Origin of the sequence: Algoriphagus sp. AK58 (genome assembly GCF_014324365.1) — a bacterium.
Lineage (GTDB): Bacteria > Bacteroidota > Bacteroidia > Cytophagales > Cyclobacteriaceae > Algoriphagus.
The window spans coordinates 84,756-100,990 of record NZ_QEIG01000017.1; the positions used below are offsets into that span (position 1 = coordinate 84,756).

Genomic DNA, 16,235 nt, shown 5'->3' on the forward strand with positions numbered 1-16,235 from the left:
CATGAAACAACTAGCCATCCTTGGAGCCGGAGAAAGCGGATTGGGAGCAGCACTGCTTGCCAAGCGGGAAGGCTATGGAGTTTGGGTTTCGGATTTGGGCACCATCTCGGAGGAAAGAAAGGCCTTGCTCGAGAAGGCAGGGATTGGTTTTGAAGAGGGCAAGCATGACGAAGAAAAAATTCTTTCCTGCGACCTGATCATCAAAAGCCCGGGAATTCCCGATAAGGCGCCTTTGGTGAAAAAAGCCCATGAAGAAGGCATTCCGGTCATTGATGAGTTGGAGTTTGCCAGCCACTATTCCGCTGGAAAAGTAATAGCCATCACGGGCACCAATGGAAAGACGACTACCACATTGCTCACCTACCACCTCCTCAAAGAAGCAGGTTTGGATGTAGGTCTTGCAGGAAATGTCGGAAAAAGTTGGGCTGGACAATTGGTGGAAAAAGATCATGATTGGTGGGTAATTGAAGTTTCCAGCTTCCAAATCGATGGATTTGAATGCTTCAGACCTCACATCGCGATGTTGACCAACATCACCCCGGATCACTTGGATCGATATGACTACCAGCTGGACAATTACATCCTAGCCAAAATGAACCTGTTTAAAATGATGACCGCGAGAGATAAAGCCGTCTTTTATAAAGAGGATTCTCTTAGCCAAAAAGGTCTTCAGATGAAATCCACTAAGGCTACGGCTTATTGGATTTCACTTCAGGAAAAGCAAGAAAAAGGAGGTTTCATCGATGGCGAGAAACTTATCCTAAAAGTAGCCCAGAAATCTGCAACTATCCCCGTCAGTGGACTTGCCATTCAGGGAAAGCACAATATTCTGAACTCACTCTTCGCCGGTACAGCTTCGCTTATGGCTGGCTTGACTGAAGAGCAGTTGATCGCGGGTTTCAAAACCTTCAAAAATGCCCCTCACCGCATGGAGTTGATCCGCACGGTCGATGGGGTGCGATTTGTCAATGATAGCAAAGGCACCAATGTGGAATCTACCTACTACGCCTTGGGTAGCTATACTGATCCGATGATCTGGATAGCAGGGGGAGTAGATAAGGGAAATGATTACTCGGTGCTCAATGACCTGGTTAGGGATGGGAAGGCCAAGGCATTGATTTGCTTGGGTACAGATAATGAGAAGCTCAAGAAAGCATTTGCTGGGATTATTTCCGAAATCAGAGAAACTCAGGATATCCGCGAGGCGGTGGCTTGGGGTCAGGAATTGGCTACAGAAGGAGAAGTGGTTCTGCTTTCTCCGGCATGTGCCAGCTTCGATTTGTTCAAAAATTACGAAGACCGCGGAGAGCAGTTTCGTGCTGCGGTTTTGGCATTAAACGAAAAGCAAAAGGTATGAATCACCTGAAGGCATGGATAGACGAGCATTTTAAGGGCGATCCCATCATTTGGGCGATCGTGATCTTGCTGTCTATGTTCAGCATCCTGGTGGTGTACTCTGCCACAGGTACTTTGGCTTACAAGACGGCCGGAGGAAATACCGAGCTCTACCTGTTCCGTCATTCCTTCTTGGTATTCCTGTCACTGTTTGTAATGTGGCTTGCCCACAAGATGCCTTATCGCAAATATGCACTTTACGCCAGGTTGTTCATGTACCTGTCTATTCCACTCTTGGCTGTCACGTACATGTTTGGCTCCAATATCAATGAGGCCAATCGATGGCTGACCATTCCGGTAATCAATCAGGCATTCCAACCTTCAGATTTGGCCAAGCTTTCTCTGATCGCAGCACTTGCTGCCATGCTGGCCAAGCGTCAAAATAACATTCAGGATTTGACAGGTACTTTGCTTCCGATAATTCTTTCCATCGGAGCCATCTGTGCATTGATCGGGATGGCCAATATGTCCACAGCTATTCTCCTGCTCCTGACTTGCCTGCTGATCATGTTTATCGGAAGAGTTCCGGTCAAGCATTTGGCTTTGGTGGTCATGGTGGGGCTGATGGGCTTGTCTATTGCAGTTCTGACGGGTCAGCGTCGGGAGACTTTCCTCTCCCGTATTGAGTCCTTCATGGAGTCAAAGAATGACGACAGTAAGATTCCATTCCAGGCAGAACAGTCCTACATCGCGATAGCAACGGGAGGAATTACAGGAAAAGGTCCAGGAAACAGTGACCAAAGAAATTCACTTCCTCACCCTTATTCTGATTTCATCTACTCCATCATCATCGAGGAATACGGAATGGTGGGAGGAGCAGCGGTGCTTTTCCTCTACCTCGCACTTCTCTATCGTGGAATGCGAATCGTCGCCAATTCCAACAAGGCCTTTGGAGGATTGCTTTCCGCGGGATTGAGTTTTGCCCTGGTCATTCAAGCCTTGGTCAATATGGCCGTGGCGGTTGGATTAGGGCCGATTACAGGTCTTCCATTGCCTCTTTTGAGTATGGGAGGAACTTCTTTGATTTTCACCGGAACTGCCCTGGGGATTATTCTCAGTGTGAGCCGTGGAGATCATCAGGACGAGGCTGTAGCAGCTGAATCCACTAAAGTAAGTAACCGATTACGAACAGCATAAACCCAAGAAGCCATTAGCGCTCAGTCAACATATCGCATTCTCATCAGCGGTGGAGGCACCGGAGGACACATCTATCCTGCGATCGCCATAGCCAATGCCTGGAAGGAAAAATATCCTGACAGTGAGATTCTTTTTGTGGGTGCCTTAGGCAAAATGGAAATGCAAAAAGTGCCCGAAGCAGGCTATCCGATCAAAGGACTTCCTGTGGCAGGACTTCAGAGAAGCCTCTCTTTGGCCAACATGAGCTTTCCTTTCAAACTCTGGAAAAGTTTAAGAATGGCAGCGCAGATTGTAAAGGAATTTCGTCCGCATGCCGTGGTAGGAGTCGGAGGATATGCAAGTGGACCTGTCCTCTATGCAGCTCAAAATAAGGGAATCCCAACTCTCCTTCAGGAGCAGAATTCCTACGCAGGTCTGACCAATAAGCTGTTGGCCAAAAAGGCAAACGCTATCTGTGTGGCTTATCCCGAAATGGATAAGTTTTTCCCTGCTGGCAAAATCAAGATTACCGGAAACCCTGTGCGGAAGGATATCCTGGATTTGTCCGGCAAGAAAGAAAAGGGAATGGAACATTTTGGATTGGCTACAGACCGAAAGACCATTATGGTCTTGGGAGGCTCCTTGGGTGCACGTACGCTTAATCAGGCCGTGCTCCAGGATATGCAGAAGCTCCAAGATGCCGGTTATCAGGTCCTTTGGCAATGCGGAAAGTTCTATTTCAAGGAAATGCTCGCCAAACTGGAAGAATCTGGTCTGAAGCATATCCATCTGAGAGAGTTCATCCGGGAGATGGACTTGGCCTATGCAGTGGCGGATGTGATTGTGTCTAGAGCAGGTGCGCTTTCGGTGTCTGAACTCAGCTTGGTAGGGAAGCCGGTGATTTTCATCCCCTCACCCAACGTGGCCGAAGATCATCAGACTAAAAACGCCCTGGCTTATGTCACCCATCAGGCAGCAGTCCTGCTGAAAGATGCTGAGGCGGTAGGTCAATTGAAAAATAAAGTAGATGAGCTCCTCCAGAATGAGGCTTTAGCCAAAACTCTGGGAGAAAATATGAGAAAGCTGGCCAAGCCGGATGCGGCAAAAGCCATTGTCAACGAACTCGAATTCTTAGTCAAATGACATTCAAAGGAATACATAAGGTCTTTTTCCTCGGTATCGGCGGTATCGGCATGAGTGCCTTGGCCCGTTGGTTCCGTCATGAGGGATATCCTGTAGCAGGATACGACAAGACTCCTTCTCCTTTGACCGAAGAGTTGGAGAAGGAAGGTATGCTGATCACTTTCGAAGACAAGGTAGATAGCATTCCGTTTGATTTCACCACTGATCCGGATGAGGTTTTGGTGGTGTGGACACCTGCGATTCCAAAAGACAGTGTGCTGCTCAACTTTTTCCAAGCGCACTATCAACTCAAAAAACGCTCAGAAGTCCTCGGTATGATCACCAAGGATTTCTACACCATCGCCGTTGCAGGTACTCACGGAAAGACCAGTACTTCTTCTCTTGTTGCTCACTTGCTGAAGTCTGCGGGTAAGCCCGTGGCCGCTTTCTTAGGGGGAATCACCCAGAATTACAACAGCAACCTGATCCTTCCGGGAAAATCAAAAGAGGCAACTCTTGTGGTGGTAGAGGCGGATGAATTTGACCGATCTTTCCTCCGGCTTCATCCTAATGAGGCTGTGGTGACCAGTGCAGATCCTGATCATTTGGATATCTATGGGGATGAAGCCACCATTTTGGATGGGTTCAGAGATTTTATTCGATTGGTGGATAAGAAGGGCAAACTCTACCTTCAGACTCATGCCTGGTTCAGATTGGGAGAAAACGTGAGTTCCGGGGCAGGCATCCGTGAATATGGTCTACGATCTTCCGGTATTCACGCGGAAAACATCATCGCCAAACCTGGATCGTTCCAGTTTGACTACATCGGTACCAAAGTTCAGATCAAGGGTTTGGAGCTTCTTATTCCAGGTTTTCACAACGTGGAAAACGCCTTGGCCGCCATTGCTATCGCCGTGGATCACGGGGTGACCGAAGAGCAAATCCGAGAGGGAATTAAGTCTTTCCGAGGAGTGAAGAGACGTTTTGAAATCCACTCTTCAGCGCCGGGGCATATTTATATAGATGACTATGCACATCACCCGGAAGAAATTAAGGCTTGCCTGAGTTCAGTGAGAGCGATGTATCCTATGCAAAGGATGACGGTCATTTTCCAGCCACATCTTTTCACCCGGACACGGGATTTTGCCGAGGGATTCTCTGAGAGTCTTTCCCTCGCCGACGAAGTGGTGCTATTGGATATCTATCCTGCCAGAGAATTGCCGATTCCAGGAGTGACTTCTGAGATGCTTTTGGATGGAATTAAGGCTGGTAAGAAGATTTTGATACAAAAAAATCAGGTAATGGATTACCTGAATGATTCCCAACCTGAGGTTCTCGTGACTATGGGTGCCGGAGATATTGACCGGTTGATTCCGGGTATTGCCGCATGGATGAATTCAAGAACTAAACCCAGCCAATCATGAATAAGAGGAAGCTGAAGAAAGCACTTGGATTAGTAACGCTTTCCCTGGTCTTGGTAGGGTTTATTGGATTTGTGGAAAAGCAAGTTCAGCTTAAAACGTACCAAGGTCTGGAAATCGACTTGGAAGCTGTAAGCGGGGTCTATTTCGTGGAGGAAAAGGAAATCGAGCGAATTATAGCTTCGGCATTTCCTGAGCTCAAAGCTGGGCTTCCGCTTGATGAAGTTCCCTTGGCTGCAATTGAGGAAAGATTGCTAGGTCATCCTTTTATCAAATCTGCTGAAGCTTCAGTGGGCCAAAAAGGGATTGTCAAGACTAGCATCAAACAGCATGAACCTATAGCAAGAATCGCCAGACCAGACGGAGCCGACGGCTACATCACCAAGGAAGGATTGATTATACCGACCTCTCCGACTTATACGAGTCGGGTCCTGATTTTGGAAGGGGAATATGCCGAGCAGCTGATGGATCAGGGAAGTATGGACACCATGCCCGAACTGATGCCACTGATCCATTTCATCACTCAGGATGAGTTTTGGAATGCTCAGGTGACCGAGCTCGAAATCAATAAAAAGAACGACATACGAATTCACCAGCAAGTGGGGAAGCAGGTGATCGAATTTGGGGACGCACTGGACTTTGAGAGCAAATTCAAGCGTATTGAGGTGCTCTACAAGGAAATTTTACCAAGAAAAGGCTGGAATGCTTATGAGCGGATCAGCGTCAAGTTTAAAAATCAAATTGTTTGTGAATAAAGCTTGGATATGGAAAACGACAAACTGATAGTAGGTCTGGACATTGGGACAACCAAGATCTGCGCAATCATCGGGCGCAAAAATGAATTCGGAAAGCTCGAAGTGCTTGGCATGGGCAAGGCTATCTCCGACGGGGTGGACCGGGGCATTGTGACCAATATTGAAAAGACGGTCAATGCGATCGAAAAAGCGGTGGAAGACTGCGCCAACATGGCAGAAGTAGACATTGCTGAAGTGATCGTAGGGATCGCCGGACAGCATATCCAAAGCAAAATCATGCACGGGAGCATCATGCGACAACCTACAGAAGATGAAATCACCGTCGAGGATGTGCAGCGGCTTACTGCCGACATGCACAACATCGTGGTGCCACCAGGCAACAGTATCATTCACGTGATGCCACAAGATTACACAGTGGATTATGAAGGGGGCATCAAAGACCCCGTGGGGATGTCAGGCACAAGGCTGGAGGCGGATTTCCATATCATCACCGCTCAGACGACAGCCATCAACAACATCAACAAATGTGTAAAACGCGCGAATCTGACTTCCAAGCAGTTGATTCTTGAGCCTTTGGCTAGTTCGCTTTCCGTTTTGAGCGATGATGAAAAAGAAGCAGGGGTATGTCTGGTCGATATCGGTGGAGGCACCACTGACATCGCAATTTTCTATGAAAATATCATCCGCCATACTGCAGTCATTCCTTTGGGAGGAAATATCATTACCTCTGACATCAAGGAGGGCTGTCTGCTGATGCAGGCACAGGCAGAATTGCTCAAAACCCGTTTTGGAAAAGCCATCGCGGAAGAAGCCAACCCAAATGAAATTGTATCCATTCCAGGTTTGCGAAACCGTCCTCCCAAGGAAATTTCCATCCGTAACCTTGCCTCCATCATTCAGGCTCGAATGGAGGAAATCATCGAAATCGTACAGAATGAAATCATGCAGAGCGGCTATTACAAGAAGCTTGCAGGCGGCATCGTCCTTACTGGTGGGGGAGCTCAGCTTCAGTGCATTTCACAGCTTTTCGAATACATGACCGGACTGGATACTCGTATCGGATTTCCCAATGAGCACCTAGGCAAATCCGTCATCGAGGAAGTGAAAAGCCCGATGTATGCCACCACGGTAGGCTTGGTTCTCGCCGGCTTCAAATCCTTGGACAACCGGGATGAGATCTATCAAAGAAGAAAAGCCAATTCTGGAGTGAAACCTAAAATCATGCAAAAAAGAGAGGCCACATTCAATGTCTTTTTCAGAAGCATTGGTGACCGATTGAAAAATATGATCTCTGATGACATCGGAGATGACACGACTTACTAGGGCTTATGATTGGGGGAGATAATCCGCTCTGCAGGTTATTTCCCTTTTATACCCCTTTTCACTATCAACTAAAACGAAAGAAAAAATTTCACCAAACCATAAAATATGTCAGATAACATGAAAGATTACAGATTTGATCTCCCGAAGAATCAAAAGTCAATTATCAAGGTAATTGGCGTAGGTGGCGGCGGTAGCAACGCCGTAAACCACATGTACAGCCAAGGTATCAAGGATGTGGAATTTGTTGTGGTCAATACCGACGCCCAAGCCTTGAAATCCAGCCCCGTTCCTTTGAGACTTCAGTTGGGAGCTAACTTGACCGAGGGGCTTGGCGCAGGAGCCAATCCTGAGCAAGGCCGAAATGCAGCCTTGGAATCTCACGAAGAGATCCGTGAACTCCTGGCGGATAATACCAAGATGGTATTCATCACTGCAGGGATGGGTGGAGGTACAGGCACCGGTGCTGCGCCTGTCGTAGCCAAAATCGCCAAAGAACTAAACATCCTTACTGTAGGTATCGTCACTGCCCCTTTCATGTTTGAAGGGAAAAAGAAAATGGCGGTTGCACAGGCGGGTATCGAAGCACTTCGCGAAAATTGCGATACTGTGCTGGTGATCCTTAATGACAAGTTGAGAGAAATCTACGGCAACTTGGCGATCCGAACTGCTTTCAGCAAAGCAGATGATATTTTGACTACTGCTGCCAAGTCCATCGCTGAGATCATCACGATCCATCAGGATGTAAACGTGGACTTTGAAGATGTGAAAACTGTCATGAAAGATGCAGGTGCAGCGGTGATGGGTTCTGCTACAGAGGAAGGCGAGGGCCGTGCAATTCGTGCAGCGGGTTCTGCTATTTCTTCTCCATTGCTCAACAATGTAGACATCAAAGGAGCTCAGAAGATTTTGCTTTCTATCATGTCCGGCGAGGAAGAGGAACTTTCTATGGACGAACTCAGCGAAATCACCGAGTATATCCAGGAGAAGGCAGGCGACAATGCCGAGGTGATCTTTGGTCAAGGTATCGATCCGGAATTGGGTAAGGCCATCCGCGTGACGGTGATTGCTACCGGTTTTGAAATGGATAAGCTTTCTGATAAGACGGTGAAAAAGGTAGATTCAGCTCCTGTTTCGGCTTTTGCTACTCCGGTAGCCAGCACGCCTGTGGCTACACCTGAAGTGGTCAAAACAGTGATCAACCTGGATTCAGGCAAAGCTCAGCAAGTGAAAGAAGAGCCTATCGTGGGGGGATCCACTTTTACCTTTTCTATTCCAAAAGCCCCTGTAGCAGCTCCTAGCACGCCAAAAGTCGTGGAAGAAGAGCATGAGGAGATTTTCTTTTCCATCAAGCCAATTGTGGAAGAAAAACCCATCGAAACCAAAGTAGAGGAAGTAGAAAAGATCGTCCACAACCTCTACGATGAATCAGAAAAGAAAACGGAAAAACTTCCTCAGGAGTCCCAGCCTGCAGCACCTGTATTTGCCAATGATTACTATGAGCAAATGAAGCAAAAGGCGATTCAGCGTGCTCATGAGCGTTTCGAAAAGCTAAAAGGCAACCGTGCATTCAATGCTTCTCCGGAAGAAATGAAAGAAAAGATGAACGTGCCTGCCTATCAGCGTAAGAATGTAGTCCTCAATGAACCTCAGCACAGTTCTGAGCCTGCAATCAGCAAGTTTAACCTAAGCAACGAAAACGAAATCTTAGGGAACAACAGATTTCTGCATGACAATGTGGACTAAGTCCTAAAACTCAAGCAGCATGTCTGCCTGGGTATGTAGGAGTTCTACATACAGCCTGTTGGTGAGCAGGTTATCTGACATATTTTGCTCGATTTTGGCAAGCTTCGGCTTGAGAGCGAGGACATGCATACCCAGATAATGGAAGATGTCGGTGAGGTGGCTCAATGCGATGCCACCCCCGCCTATTCCGGAGGAGAGGCCTACCAACGCACACTTTTTATTTCGGAAAGTGTTTGGATAGGTCATCCCGTCGATAAATGTCTTTAAGATTCCCGGAAAGGAACCGTTGTATTCCGGCACGATAAACACAAACTTTTTTCCTTCCTTGACGCGGTCATGGAACGCATTGTAGTCCGGATTTTTTCCGTTGTTTTCATACAGTGCCGTGGCAGTAAAATCTGCAGGAAGATGCTCCAGTTCCAAAATTTCTGATTCAACTCCTTTTTCCTCCAAAATGCTTTTGTAAAGCTCTGCGATCGTTTTGGAAACTGAGTTTTTTCGGTTGGTGCCTACGATTATCTTGATCATGGGGGTGAATTTTCTCTCCACAATACAAGCAAGTAGGGTGAAAAGTTCTAAGCCAGAGGCAAAATCCTATCTTTGCCCGTCAATCAGATCACATCATGGACTACCTCAATCAGATTCAAGAAGCCGTTTCTTTCATTCAGAGCAAATACAGCCAATCCATTCCTGTGGGGATTATCCTAGGAACAGGCTTGGGAAGCTTGGGCAATCAAATCCAAGCCGAACTGGAAATCGATTACAAAGACATTCCTCATTTTCCCATTTCTACGGTAGAAAGTCACTCCGGAAAATTGATTTTTGGAACCCTGGCAGGCAAAAACGTCCTCGCCATGAAAGGAAGATTCCACTACTATGAGGGCTATTCGATGAAGGAGGTGACCTTTCCCGTGCGGGTGATGAAAAAACTGGGAGTACAAACCCTTTTGGTATCCAATGCCTCAGGCGGCCTCAATCCTGCACAGGAAGTGGGTGATGTGATGATACTTTCTGACCATATTAATCTTTTTCCTGAAAATCCACTCAGAGGTAAAAACCACGACGAACTCGGTCCGAGATTTCCAGACATGAGCGATGCCTATTCACGTCGATTGATTGGCTTAGCTTTGGAAATTGCCAAGGAAAAAGGGCTGAAACTACACACGGGAGTTTATTGTGGGGTCAAAGGTCCCAACTTGGAAACTCCAGCGGAATACAAGTACCTGCGAATCATCGGTGGAGATGCGGTAGGCATGAGTACTGTACCGGAGGTGTTGGTGGCCCGTCATAGCGGGATCGAGGTGTTTGGGATTTCTGCGATTACCGATTTGGGAGTAGAAGGAAAAATCCACCAAGTATCACTTCAGGATGTGATCGCGGCGGCTGCAAAAGCCGAACCTGTCATGAGCCAGATCATGCGGGAGTTGGTAGGGAGAATGTAATTCCTTCTAGCTGTGAAAAACTTTTAGACCTGTCAGGTTTTAAAAACCTAACAGGTCTTTTTTATTGCTGTGGAGGAAATTCTCTGAATGTCTGTATCATTTTTTCCATAAATGGCCGGATTTCTTCTGGCCATAATTCCGGAATCCGACCTACCTGCCACCAAATAATCTCAGACTCCCGCTCAAAGGCCAGGTAATAGCCGCCCTCTTCTACACAGTTAGGACAACCGATAAAAGTCAGCCCACGGGGCATCATATAGTCCTTGGGGAAGGAGTTCTCCAATTCCTGAGCCAATGCCCAATACTTCGAATCCATGGGGGTAGTTCTGTAAGTAATAATCGGAGCTTCCCGAAAGCTGCGCATGTTGTCTTCATATAGCTTTCCTCCTTGGAATTTATAGATCTGAATACAATTGCCTTCACAAAGAAGATTCCATTGACCGAAAATAAAGGCTTCCTCATCGGGCTTTTCGTCCTCTTTGCAGGCCGTTAACACCGGGAGTGCCAGGAGTACTAAGAACAGGATCTTTTTCATTTCGCCACAAGTTTTACAAAAAAAAACGATCCCCATTTGAGATTGGTTTTCGCATTTTTCCTGCAATTATTTGAAAAAAACTGATTTCTTAGAAGTCTGATGTCAAAATTTTCGCTTCTTCTTTTTCTGCTTCTGTTTTTTGGAACTAGAGTTACTTTCAGCCAAACTGATTCCCTCACTTTTCGATTTGGAAAGCCTGAGAGTTTTCTGTCAGAAACGTATGTCTTGACAGGGAAAATCCTGGCAGAGGATACCAAACAAGGGCTTTCAGGGGTTGGGCTTCATGTGGATGGCACCTTTACAGGTGTGGTTACGGACCGATTTGGTTTTTATTACATTACCCTAAAACCGGGCAAACACAAGGTTACTTTTCGGCATATTTCCTATGTACCCGTGTTCACTCAGGTGGAGCTGTTTGAAAATGGGGTGATTGATCTGGAGATGTCTGTCAAAAGTTTTGAGCTGGACGGAGTGGTGGTGATGTCAGAGGATCCCGACCGAAATGTCCGAAATCCCATCACCGGTGTGACTAAGCTCACGACTCGGGAATTGAGATCTATCCCTGCCTTTCTTGGGGAAGCGGATATTTTCAAAGGTTTGCAGCTTCTGCCGGGCGTTTCTTCAGTTGGGGAAGGTACCTCCGGGATCAACGTAAGGGGAGCCAAAACGGACCAAAATCTTATTCTGATGAATGAAGCAGTGGTCTTAAGTTCCAATCATGCCCTTGGGTTTTTATCTGGATTCAATACAGATGTTACCGAGAATTTCACCCTGTATAAAGGAAACCTTCCCGCTAATTTTGGTGGAAGAGCAGGTTCGGCCTTGAATATCCTGATGCGTCCCGGGGATATGAGCGCCTGGAAAGGTCTAGTAGGAATTGGGACTTCCAATGGGAAGTTTTTGATAGAAGGGCCTATTGCTACTGAAAAAGTCAGCCTCATTGCAGGAGGTAGAATTTCCAATGTCAATTGGTTGCTCAATCAGACAAGGGACTTGGACCTGCAGCAGAGTCGTCTCAATTTTTTTGATGGCTACTTGGGGCTGACTTGGAAGCTGGCCCAAGGACATACCCTGGAAGCTAATACCTTGATGACTGGAGATCGATTTCAGTTTTCCGATCAGTTTGGCTACGAGTGGGGAAATCGGGTGAATTCGCTACGGTACCGAGGCATCGTAGGGGAGCACCTCTCTGTAAGCGCACTTTTTGCAGACGGAGATTTTTCCAATGCCTTTATTGATCCCGAAGGCGTGGAAGCAGCAAAAGTTCAAAATGGCATGCGGTATCAACAGGGCAAAGTGTCCGCCACTTGGGCAAAAGAACAACTGGCGGTCACAGGAGGAATGGAAGCATTCTACTACCAGGGGAAACCGGAAAGATTAGAGCCGTTTGGAGTCCAATCCGCAGTACAGCCGGAGCAAGTAGGAAAGGAAAAGGGGACAGAATATTCTCTGTTTTTATCCGTGGAGCAGGACCTGAGTCCTTCTACGGGAGTGATTGCTGGAATTCGGTACTCCTCTTTTGTTCAGAGAGGACCGGATACGGTTTTTCTATACCGACCCGATGTGGCACTTTCCCAAGCTAATCAGATCGGACAGGAAATCTTCGCGTCAGGCAGTGTTGCTTCCTATTCCGGCTTGGAACCCAGAGTTTCACTAAGACAAAATCTTACCGCTAGCCTTTCCCTGAAACTCAGTTACACACGACTTTTCCAGTATGTGCAGTCAGTTTCCAATACCTTCGGCCCCACCCCAATCGACTTGTGGCAGTTAAGCACGAGATACATACCGCCTCAGCGATCGGATAATTTTTCTCTTGGAATCTTCAAAAACTCCACAGACAACCGTTGGGAGTATTCTGTAGACGGCTTCTACAGGACCAGTCAAAATCAGGTGGAGTATCGGGATTTTGCTTCTATTTTCTTAAACCCGCACATGGAAACCGAATTGGTATTGGGTCAGGGTAAAGCCTATGGCGGTGAGTTTATGATCAAGAAAAACTTGGGTGTGGTAACCGGATGGCTAGCTTACACTTACTCCCGGTCACTTTTTAGATCCCAGAGCCCTTTTGATGAGGAGCAAATCAATCGAAACGAGTGGTTTCCCTCCAACTTTGACAAGCCGCACGAAGTGAATTTCATTCTCAGCAAAAAGATGTACCCCAGAGGCTTGTTCAATGTTTCTGCCAATTACTCCACCGGCAGACCGGTAAGTGCCGTAAATGCCAGCTATCTGCTCAATGGGGGATTGCTCGTGCCGGATTACAGTGACAGAAATCAGTATCGAATTCTGGATTATTTCCGAGTGGATGTTTCTTTCACAGTAGAAAAGGTGTTTGCCAAAAAAGGGGATTCACTCAATTTAAGTATTTACAATTTGTTAGGGCGGAAAAATGCCTATTCTGTCTTTTGGCAGCGGGATGGGGATTCTCAGCAGTTGAAACCCTATCGACTGGCGATTTTGGGTTCGATTTTTCCGTCCATTACCTATAGCATACAGTGGGGAGGTGCCAATGACTAGGTTAGTTTTTCAGTCGCTTTTGGTCGTGTTGGTTTTGTTTAATTCCTGTGTGGAAAAAATCGAATTTGACCTGGACCGATTAGACCGGGAGCGTTTGATTGTATCGGGAACACTGACTGACTTGGCCGAGACTCAGTTTGTTTTCCTTTCACAGACGACGTCCAATGCCCGACAACCATTTTTGGAGGATGGAGATAAAGGTTTATTTACCTTGAATGATTTACCAAGACCGGTCAGTAGGGCAAGGGTGAGGCTACATTCCAGGGAATTGGGCTTATCTTGGGAGTATCGGGAGACAAAACCGGGAACTTATGAGCTAAGCGGTTTTCTTCCTCCCAGGCCTGGATTGGAGTATGAATTGGAGATTTGGGCCCAGGAAAAGGTCTATCGATCTCAGCCTCAACGCATGCCTGAAGTCGTGGGCGAGGACCAATTGAGCTTTAGCTTTGAGCGGGCTAGATTGGAAAACAATCCGGAAGCCGCACTGATCTCGATCGCCTCGGAAGTTACTCTTCCTAGCCAGTCCGGAGGGTACTATCTCCGCTGGGCAGTGGAGGAAGTTTATTTTTGGGACCTTACCTTTTTCCCCAACCCATTTAATGTTCCTCCTCCACCTTGCTACGTCACTGAGATTTCTGATGCGGAGCGGATCACTTTGGTCAATGGAGACCTACTCAACAGACCTGGGGCGGTCAGTAGTCAGATTTTAGCTAAAAGACTGGTGGATCAATCCTTTCTTAGTCGACATTATTTCAATGTGAAGCAATTGAGCATCACCAAAGACGCACACGATTATTGGCGAAAAGTCCGACAATTGGTGAATAATACAGGCTCTGTGTTTGATATTCCTCCTGCACCTATTCGAGGCAATATGTACAATGTGGACGACCCTGAGGAAGTGGTGTTGGGTTATTTTGAAGTAGCCAAGGCAAAAATCACCCGAATCTATACAACTCGGGCGGATGTTCCTTTCTTTTTAGAGGAGGTCTGCAAATACGTTCCGGGCAAGCGTGCCACCGAGTACAAGCCAACTTGTCTGAGTTGTAATGTCTTCCCAAACAGCACTAGTCAACAACCGGAATGGTGGTTTGATCAATGATCAAGTAGACCTTTGAGGTTTTTTGAAACCTCGAAGGTCTACAATTGATCAGTTGATGATTGGCTAAAAAACCAACTCATGGCTAGATTACTTTGGTTGATAGCATTTGAGATTTTTGTAGCGTGAGGCTAATCAATGACCAAATCACCCATAACTAGAAATCAATAACCAATTACTTCTTCATTCCCATATAGTCCACTACGAAGTAGCTCATCACCCGTATACCAAGCTTGAAGCCGCTTTCGTCCAAGTAAAAATCAGGAGTATGGTGAGAGGGAGTTTTCAAAGGGTCAGCACCGGGTTTCATGCCGCCCAAGAAGATAAAAACGCCCGGTTTTTCACGTTGGAAAAAGCTGAAATCTTCCGAACCAGTCATCGGGTCCATCAAGACTACATTTTCCTTTCCGGCTGCCGCATCGAGGGTTGGGATCATTTTAGCCGTTAGGGCTTCGTCATTCACAGTGGAAGGATACAGCTTGGTGATGGTCACTTCAGCTTTCGCCCCTGCACTCTCGGCAATGTGGGTTGCGATTTCGTTGATTCTGCGGTGCACCAAGGCTTGCTGATCATCGCCAAAGGTTCGGATGGTGCCGATCATCTCCACTTTTTCGGGAATGATATTGTGGCGAATACCACCATGGATAGCGCCTACAGATACCACAGCTGGATTTTGAGTTACATTGACGCTGCGGGAAAGGATCGTTTGAAGACCTGTAATGATCTGTGCGGAGGTGACTACCGGATCCACACCTGACCACGGGGCTGCTCCGTGAGATTGAGTGCCTAGGACATTGATTCCAAGGATATCCACTGCCGCCATGGTAGGTCCGGGGCGATAGCCGATTTTTCCGGCCTCAATCTGTGCCCAAATGTGCAAACCGAAGACCGCATCCACGTCTTTCATTACACCTTCTTTGACCATCAATTCGGCTCCTGCCATGTCCACATCGCTTACCCCTTCTTCAGCAGGTTGGAAGATGAATTTGACTGAACCCTCCAGTTGATTTTTCATTCCTGCCAGTACCTCAGCCACACCCATCAGGATAGCTGTGTGGGAATCGTGTCCGCAGGCATGCATTACGCCTGTCTGCTGTCCGGCAAACGTGGTGGTGACGGTAGACTTAAATGGGAGATCGACCCGCTCGGTCACGGGAAGCGCGTCCATATCTGCGCGAAGGGCAACCATCGGTCCGGGCTTGCCGCCTTTTAGTACTCCGACTACTCCCGTGACAGCCACTTGTTCGGTGACATCCATGCCCAACGCCCTGAGGTGATCGGCGACGATCTTGGCGGTGCGGACCTCTTGATTGCCGAGCTCAGGGTGCTGATGAAAGTCCCGACGCCACTCGATGACTTTGGATTCGATGGCATCGGCGCGCTTATCGATTTCGGGACGAAGCTTAGACTGTCCGATCGCCGAGGCGGAAATCAACAGGAGAGGTAGGATGATTTTTTTCATGGTTGGAATGGGAGAAACCAAATTTAAGGAAAGGAGGCAATCTAGGAAGCGGATGGGGAAAAAAGCATTAGGGATTGGTTTTTCTTACGATACCAATAGAAAGCGGGATGATGAGACCTGTCAGGTGGGGTGTCAAATTTGTGCCATTTTTGGTTTTTTATTTGCATCCCACTTTAAGGTTTTTAATCTCTTGGAAAGAGTGGTTTGCCCGATGTTTTTTTCAGACCAATTTTTCACATTTTCTACTCGTGTTGACTGGATTGCTTCTGAAATTTCTTCTTTTGACAACTTTCCTGTGAATTAGTTCA

At 47.1% G+C, this 16,235-nt stretch carries 14 protein-coding genes; 10 read left to right on the plus strand and 4 right to left on the minus strand.

The features are described 5' to 3' along the window. Window position 1: 1 nt before the first annotated feature. The 7 genes from murD (at window position 2) to ftsZ (ending at window position 8,875) form a co-directional block, all read left to right on the plus strand. Window positions 2-1,357 carry a UDP-N-acetylmuramoyl-L-alanine--D-glutamate ligase gene (gene murD, locus DDT91_RS15420; RefSeq protein WP_187177088.1) on the plus strand — a complete coding sequence of 452 codons (1,356 nt, stop codon included), beginning with the start codon at window positions 2-4 and terminating at the stop codon, window positions 1,355-1,357. Further along, window positions 1,354-2,532 carry an FtsW/RodA/SpoVE family cell cycle protein gene (locus DDT91_RS15425; protein ID WP_187177089.1) on the plus strand — a complete coding sequence of 393 codons (1,179 nt, stop codon included), beginning with the start codon at window positions 1,354-1,356 and terminating at the stop codon, window positions 2,530-2,532. Before murD ends, DDT91_RS15425 begins: the two co-directional genes overlap by 4 nt. 12 nt (window positions 2,533-2,544) lie before the next feature. Continuing rightward, window positions 2,545-3,654 carry an undecaprenyldiphospho-muramoylpentapeptide beta-N-acetylglucosaminyltransferase gene (gene murG, locus DDT91_RS15430; protein ID WP_187177106.1) on the plus strand — a complete coding sequence of 370 codons (1,110 nt, stop codon included), beginning with the start codon at window positions 2,545-2,547 and terminating at the stop codon, window positions 3,652-3,654. Beyond that, a complete protein-coding gene (gene murC / locus DDT91_RS15435; protein ID WP_187177090.1) occupies window positions 3,651-5,057 on the plus strand; it encodes a UDP-N-acetylmuramate--L-alanine ligase in 1,407 nt (468 codons plus the stop codon). The genes murG and murC overlap by 4 nt, the downstream gene beginning before the upstream one ends. Then, on the plus strand, window positions 5,054-5,809 hold the full coding sequence (locus DDT91_RS15440; RefSeq protein ID WP_187177091.1) for a cell division protein FtsQ/DivIB: 756 nt from the start codon (window positions 5,054-5,056) through the stop codon (window positions 5,807-5,809). The genes murC and DDT91_RS15440 overlap by 4 nt, the downstream gene beginning before the upstream one ends. 9 nt (window positions 5,810-5,818) lie before the next feature. Continuing rightward, window positions 5,819-7,132 (plus strand): cell division protein FtsA, encoded by a 1,314-nt coding sequence (gene ftsA, locus DDT91_RS15445; RefSeq protein ID WP_187177092.1) that lies wholly within the window; start codon window positions 5,819-5,821, stop codon window positions 7,130-7,132. 105 nt (window positions 7,133-7,237) lie between these two features. Next, window positions 7,238-8,875 carry a cell division protein FtsZ gene (gene ftsZ, locus DDT91_RS15450; protein ID WP_255502142.1) on the plus strand — a complete coding sequence of 546 codons (1,638 nt, stop codon included), beginning with the start codon at window positions 7,238-7,240 and terminating at the stop codon, window positions 8,873-8,875. Window positions 8,876-8,878: 3 nt separating this feature from the next. Here ftsZ and DDT91_RS15455 read toward each other — a convergent pair whose 3' ends face one another. After that, on the minus strand, window positions 8,879-9,403 hold the full coding sequence (locus DDT91_RS15455; protein ID WP_187177093.1) for an NADPH-dependent FMN reductase: 525 nt from the start codon (window positions 9,401-9,403) through the stop codon (window positions 8,879-8,881). Window positions 9,404-9,498: 95 nt separating this feature from the next. Here DDT91_RS15455 and DDT91_RS15460 point away from each other — a divergent pair, with 95 nt between their 5' ends. Further along, a complete protein-coding gene (locus DDT91_RS15460; RefSeq protein ID WP_187177094.1) occupies window positions 9,499-10,317 on the plus strand; it encodes a purine-nucleoside phosphorylase in 819 nt (272 codons plus the stop codon). Between the two features lie 61 nt (window positions 10,318-10,378). On the opposite strand, the gene DDT91_RS15465 is transcribed toward DDT91_RS15460, so the two are convergent. After that, window positions 10,379-10,852: a hypothetical protein gene (locus DDT91_RS15465; protein ID WP_187177095.1), complete on the minus strand. Its 474-nt coding sequence runs from the start codon at window positions 10,850-10,852 to the stop codon at window positions 10,379-10,381. A 99-nt stretch (window positions 10,853-10,951) separates the two neighbouring features. Here DDT91_RS15465 and DDT91_RS15470 point away from each other — a divergent pair, with 99 nt between their 5' ends. Both DDT91_RS15470 and DDT91_RS15475 read left to right on the plus strand, forming a co-directional pair. Then, complete coding sequence (locus DDT91_RS15470) at window positions 10,952-13,369, plus strand: TonB-dependent receptor (RefSeq protein WP_187177096.1); 2,418 nt, start codon at window positions 10,952-10,954, stop codon at window positions 13,367-13,369. Then, entirely contained in the window at window positions 13,362-14,468 is a 1,107-nt protein-coding gene (locus DDT91_RS15475; RefSeq protein WP_187177097.1) for a DUF4249 domain-containing protein, read from the plus strand. Before DDT91_RS15470 ends, DDT91_RS15475 begins: the two co-directional genes overlap by 8 nt. Window positions 14,469-14,640: 172 nt before the next feature. Here the strand turns inward: DDT91_RS15475 and DDT91_RS15480 are convergent, their stop codons facing one another. Then, window positions 14,641-15,927, minus strand: coding sequence for an amidohydrolase (locus DDT91_RS15480; protein WP_187177098.1), 1,287 nt, complete (start codon window positions 15,925-15,927; stop codon window positions 14,641-14,643). A gap of 132 nt (window positions 15,928-16,059) precedes the next feature. Continuing rightward, window positions 16,060-16,215, minus strand: coding sequence for a hypothetical protein (locus DDT91_RS15485; protein ID WP_187177099.1), 156 nt, complete (start codon window positions 16,213-16,215; stop codon window positions 16,060-16,062). Between the last annotated feature and the right edge of the window lie 20 nt (window positions 16,216-16,235).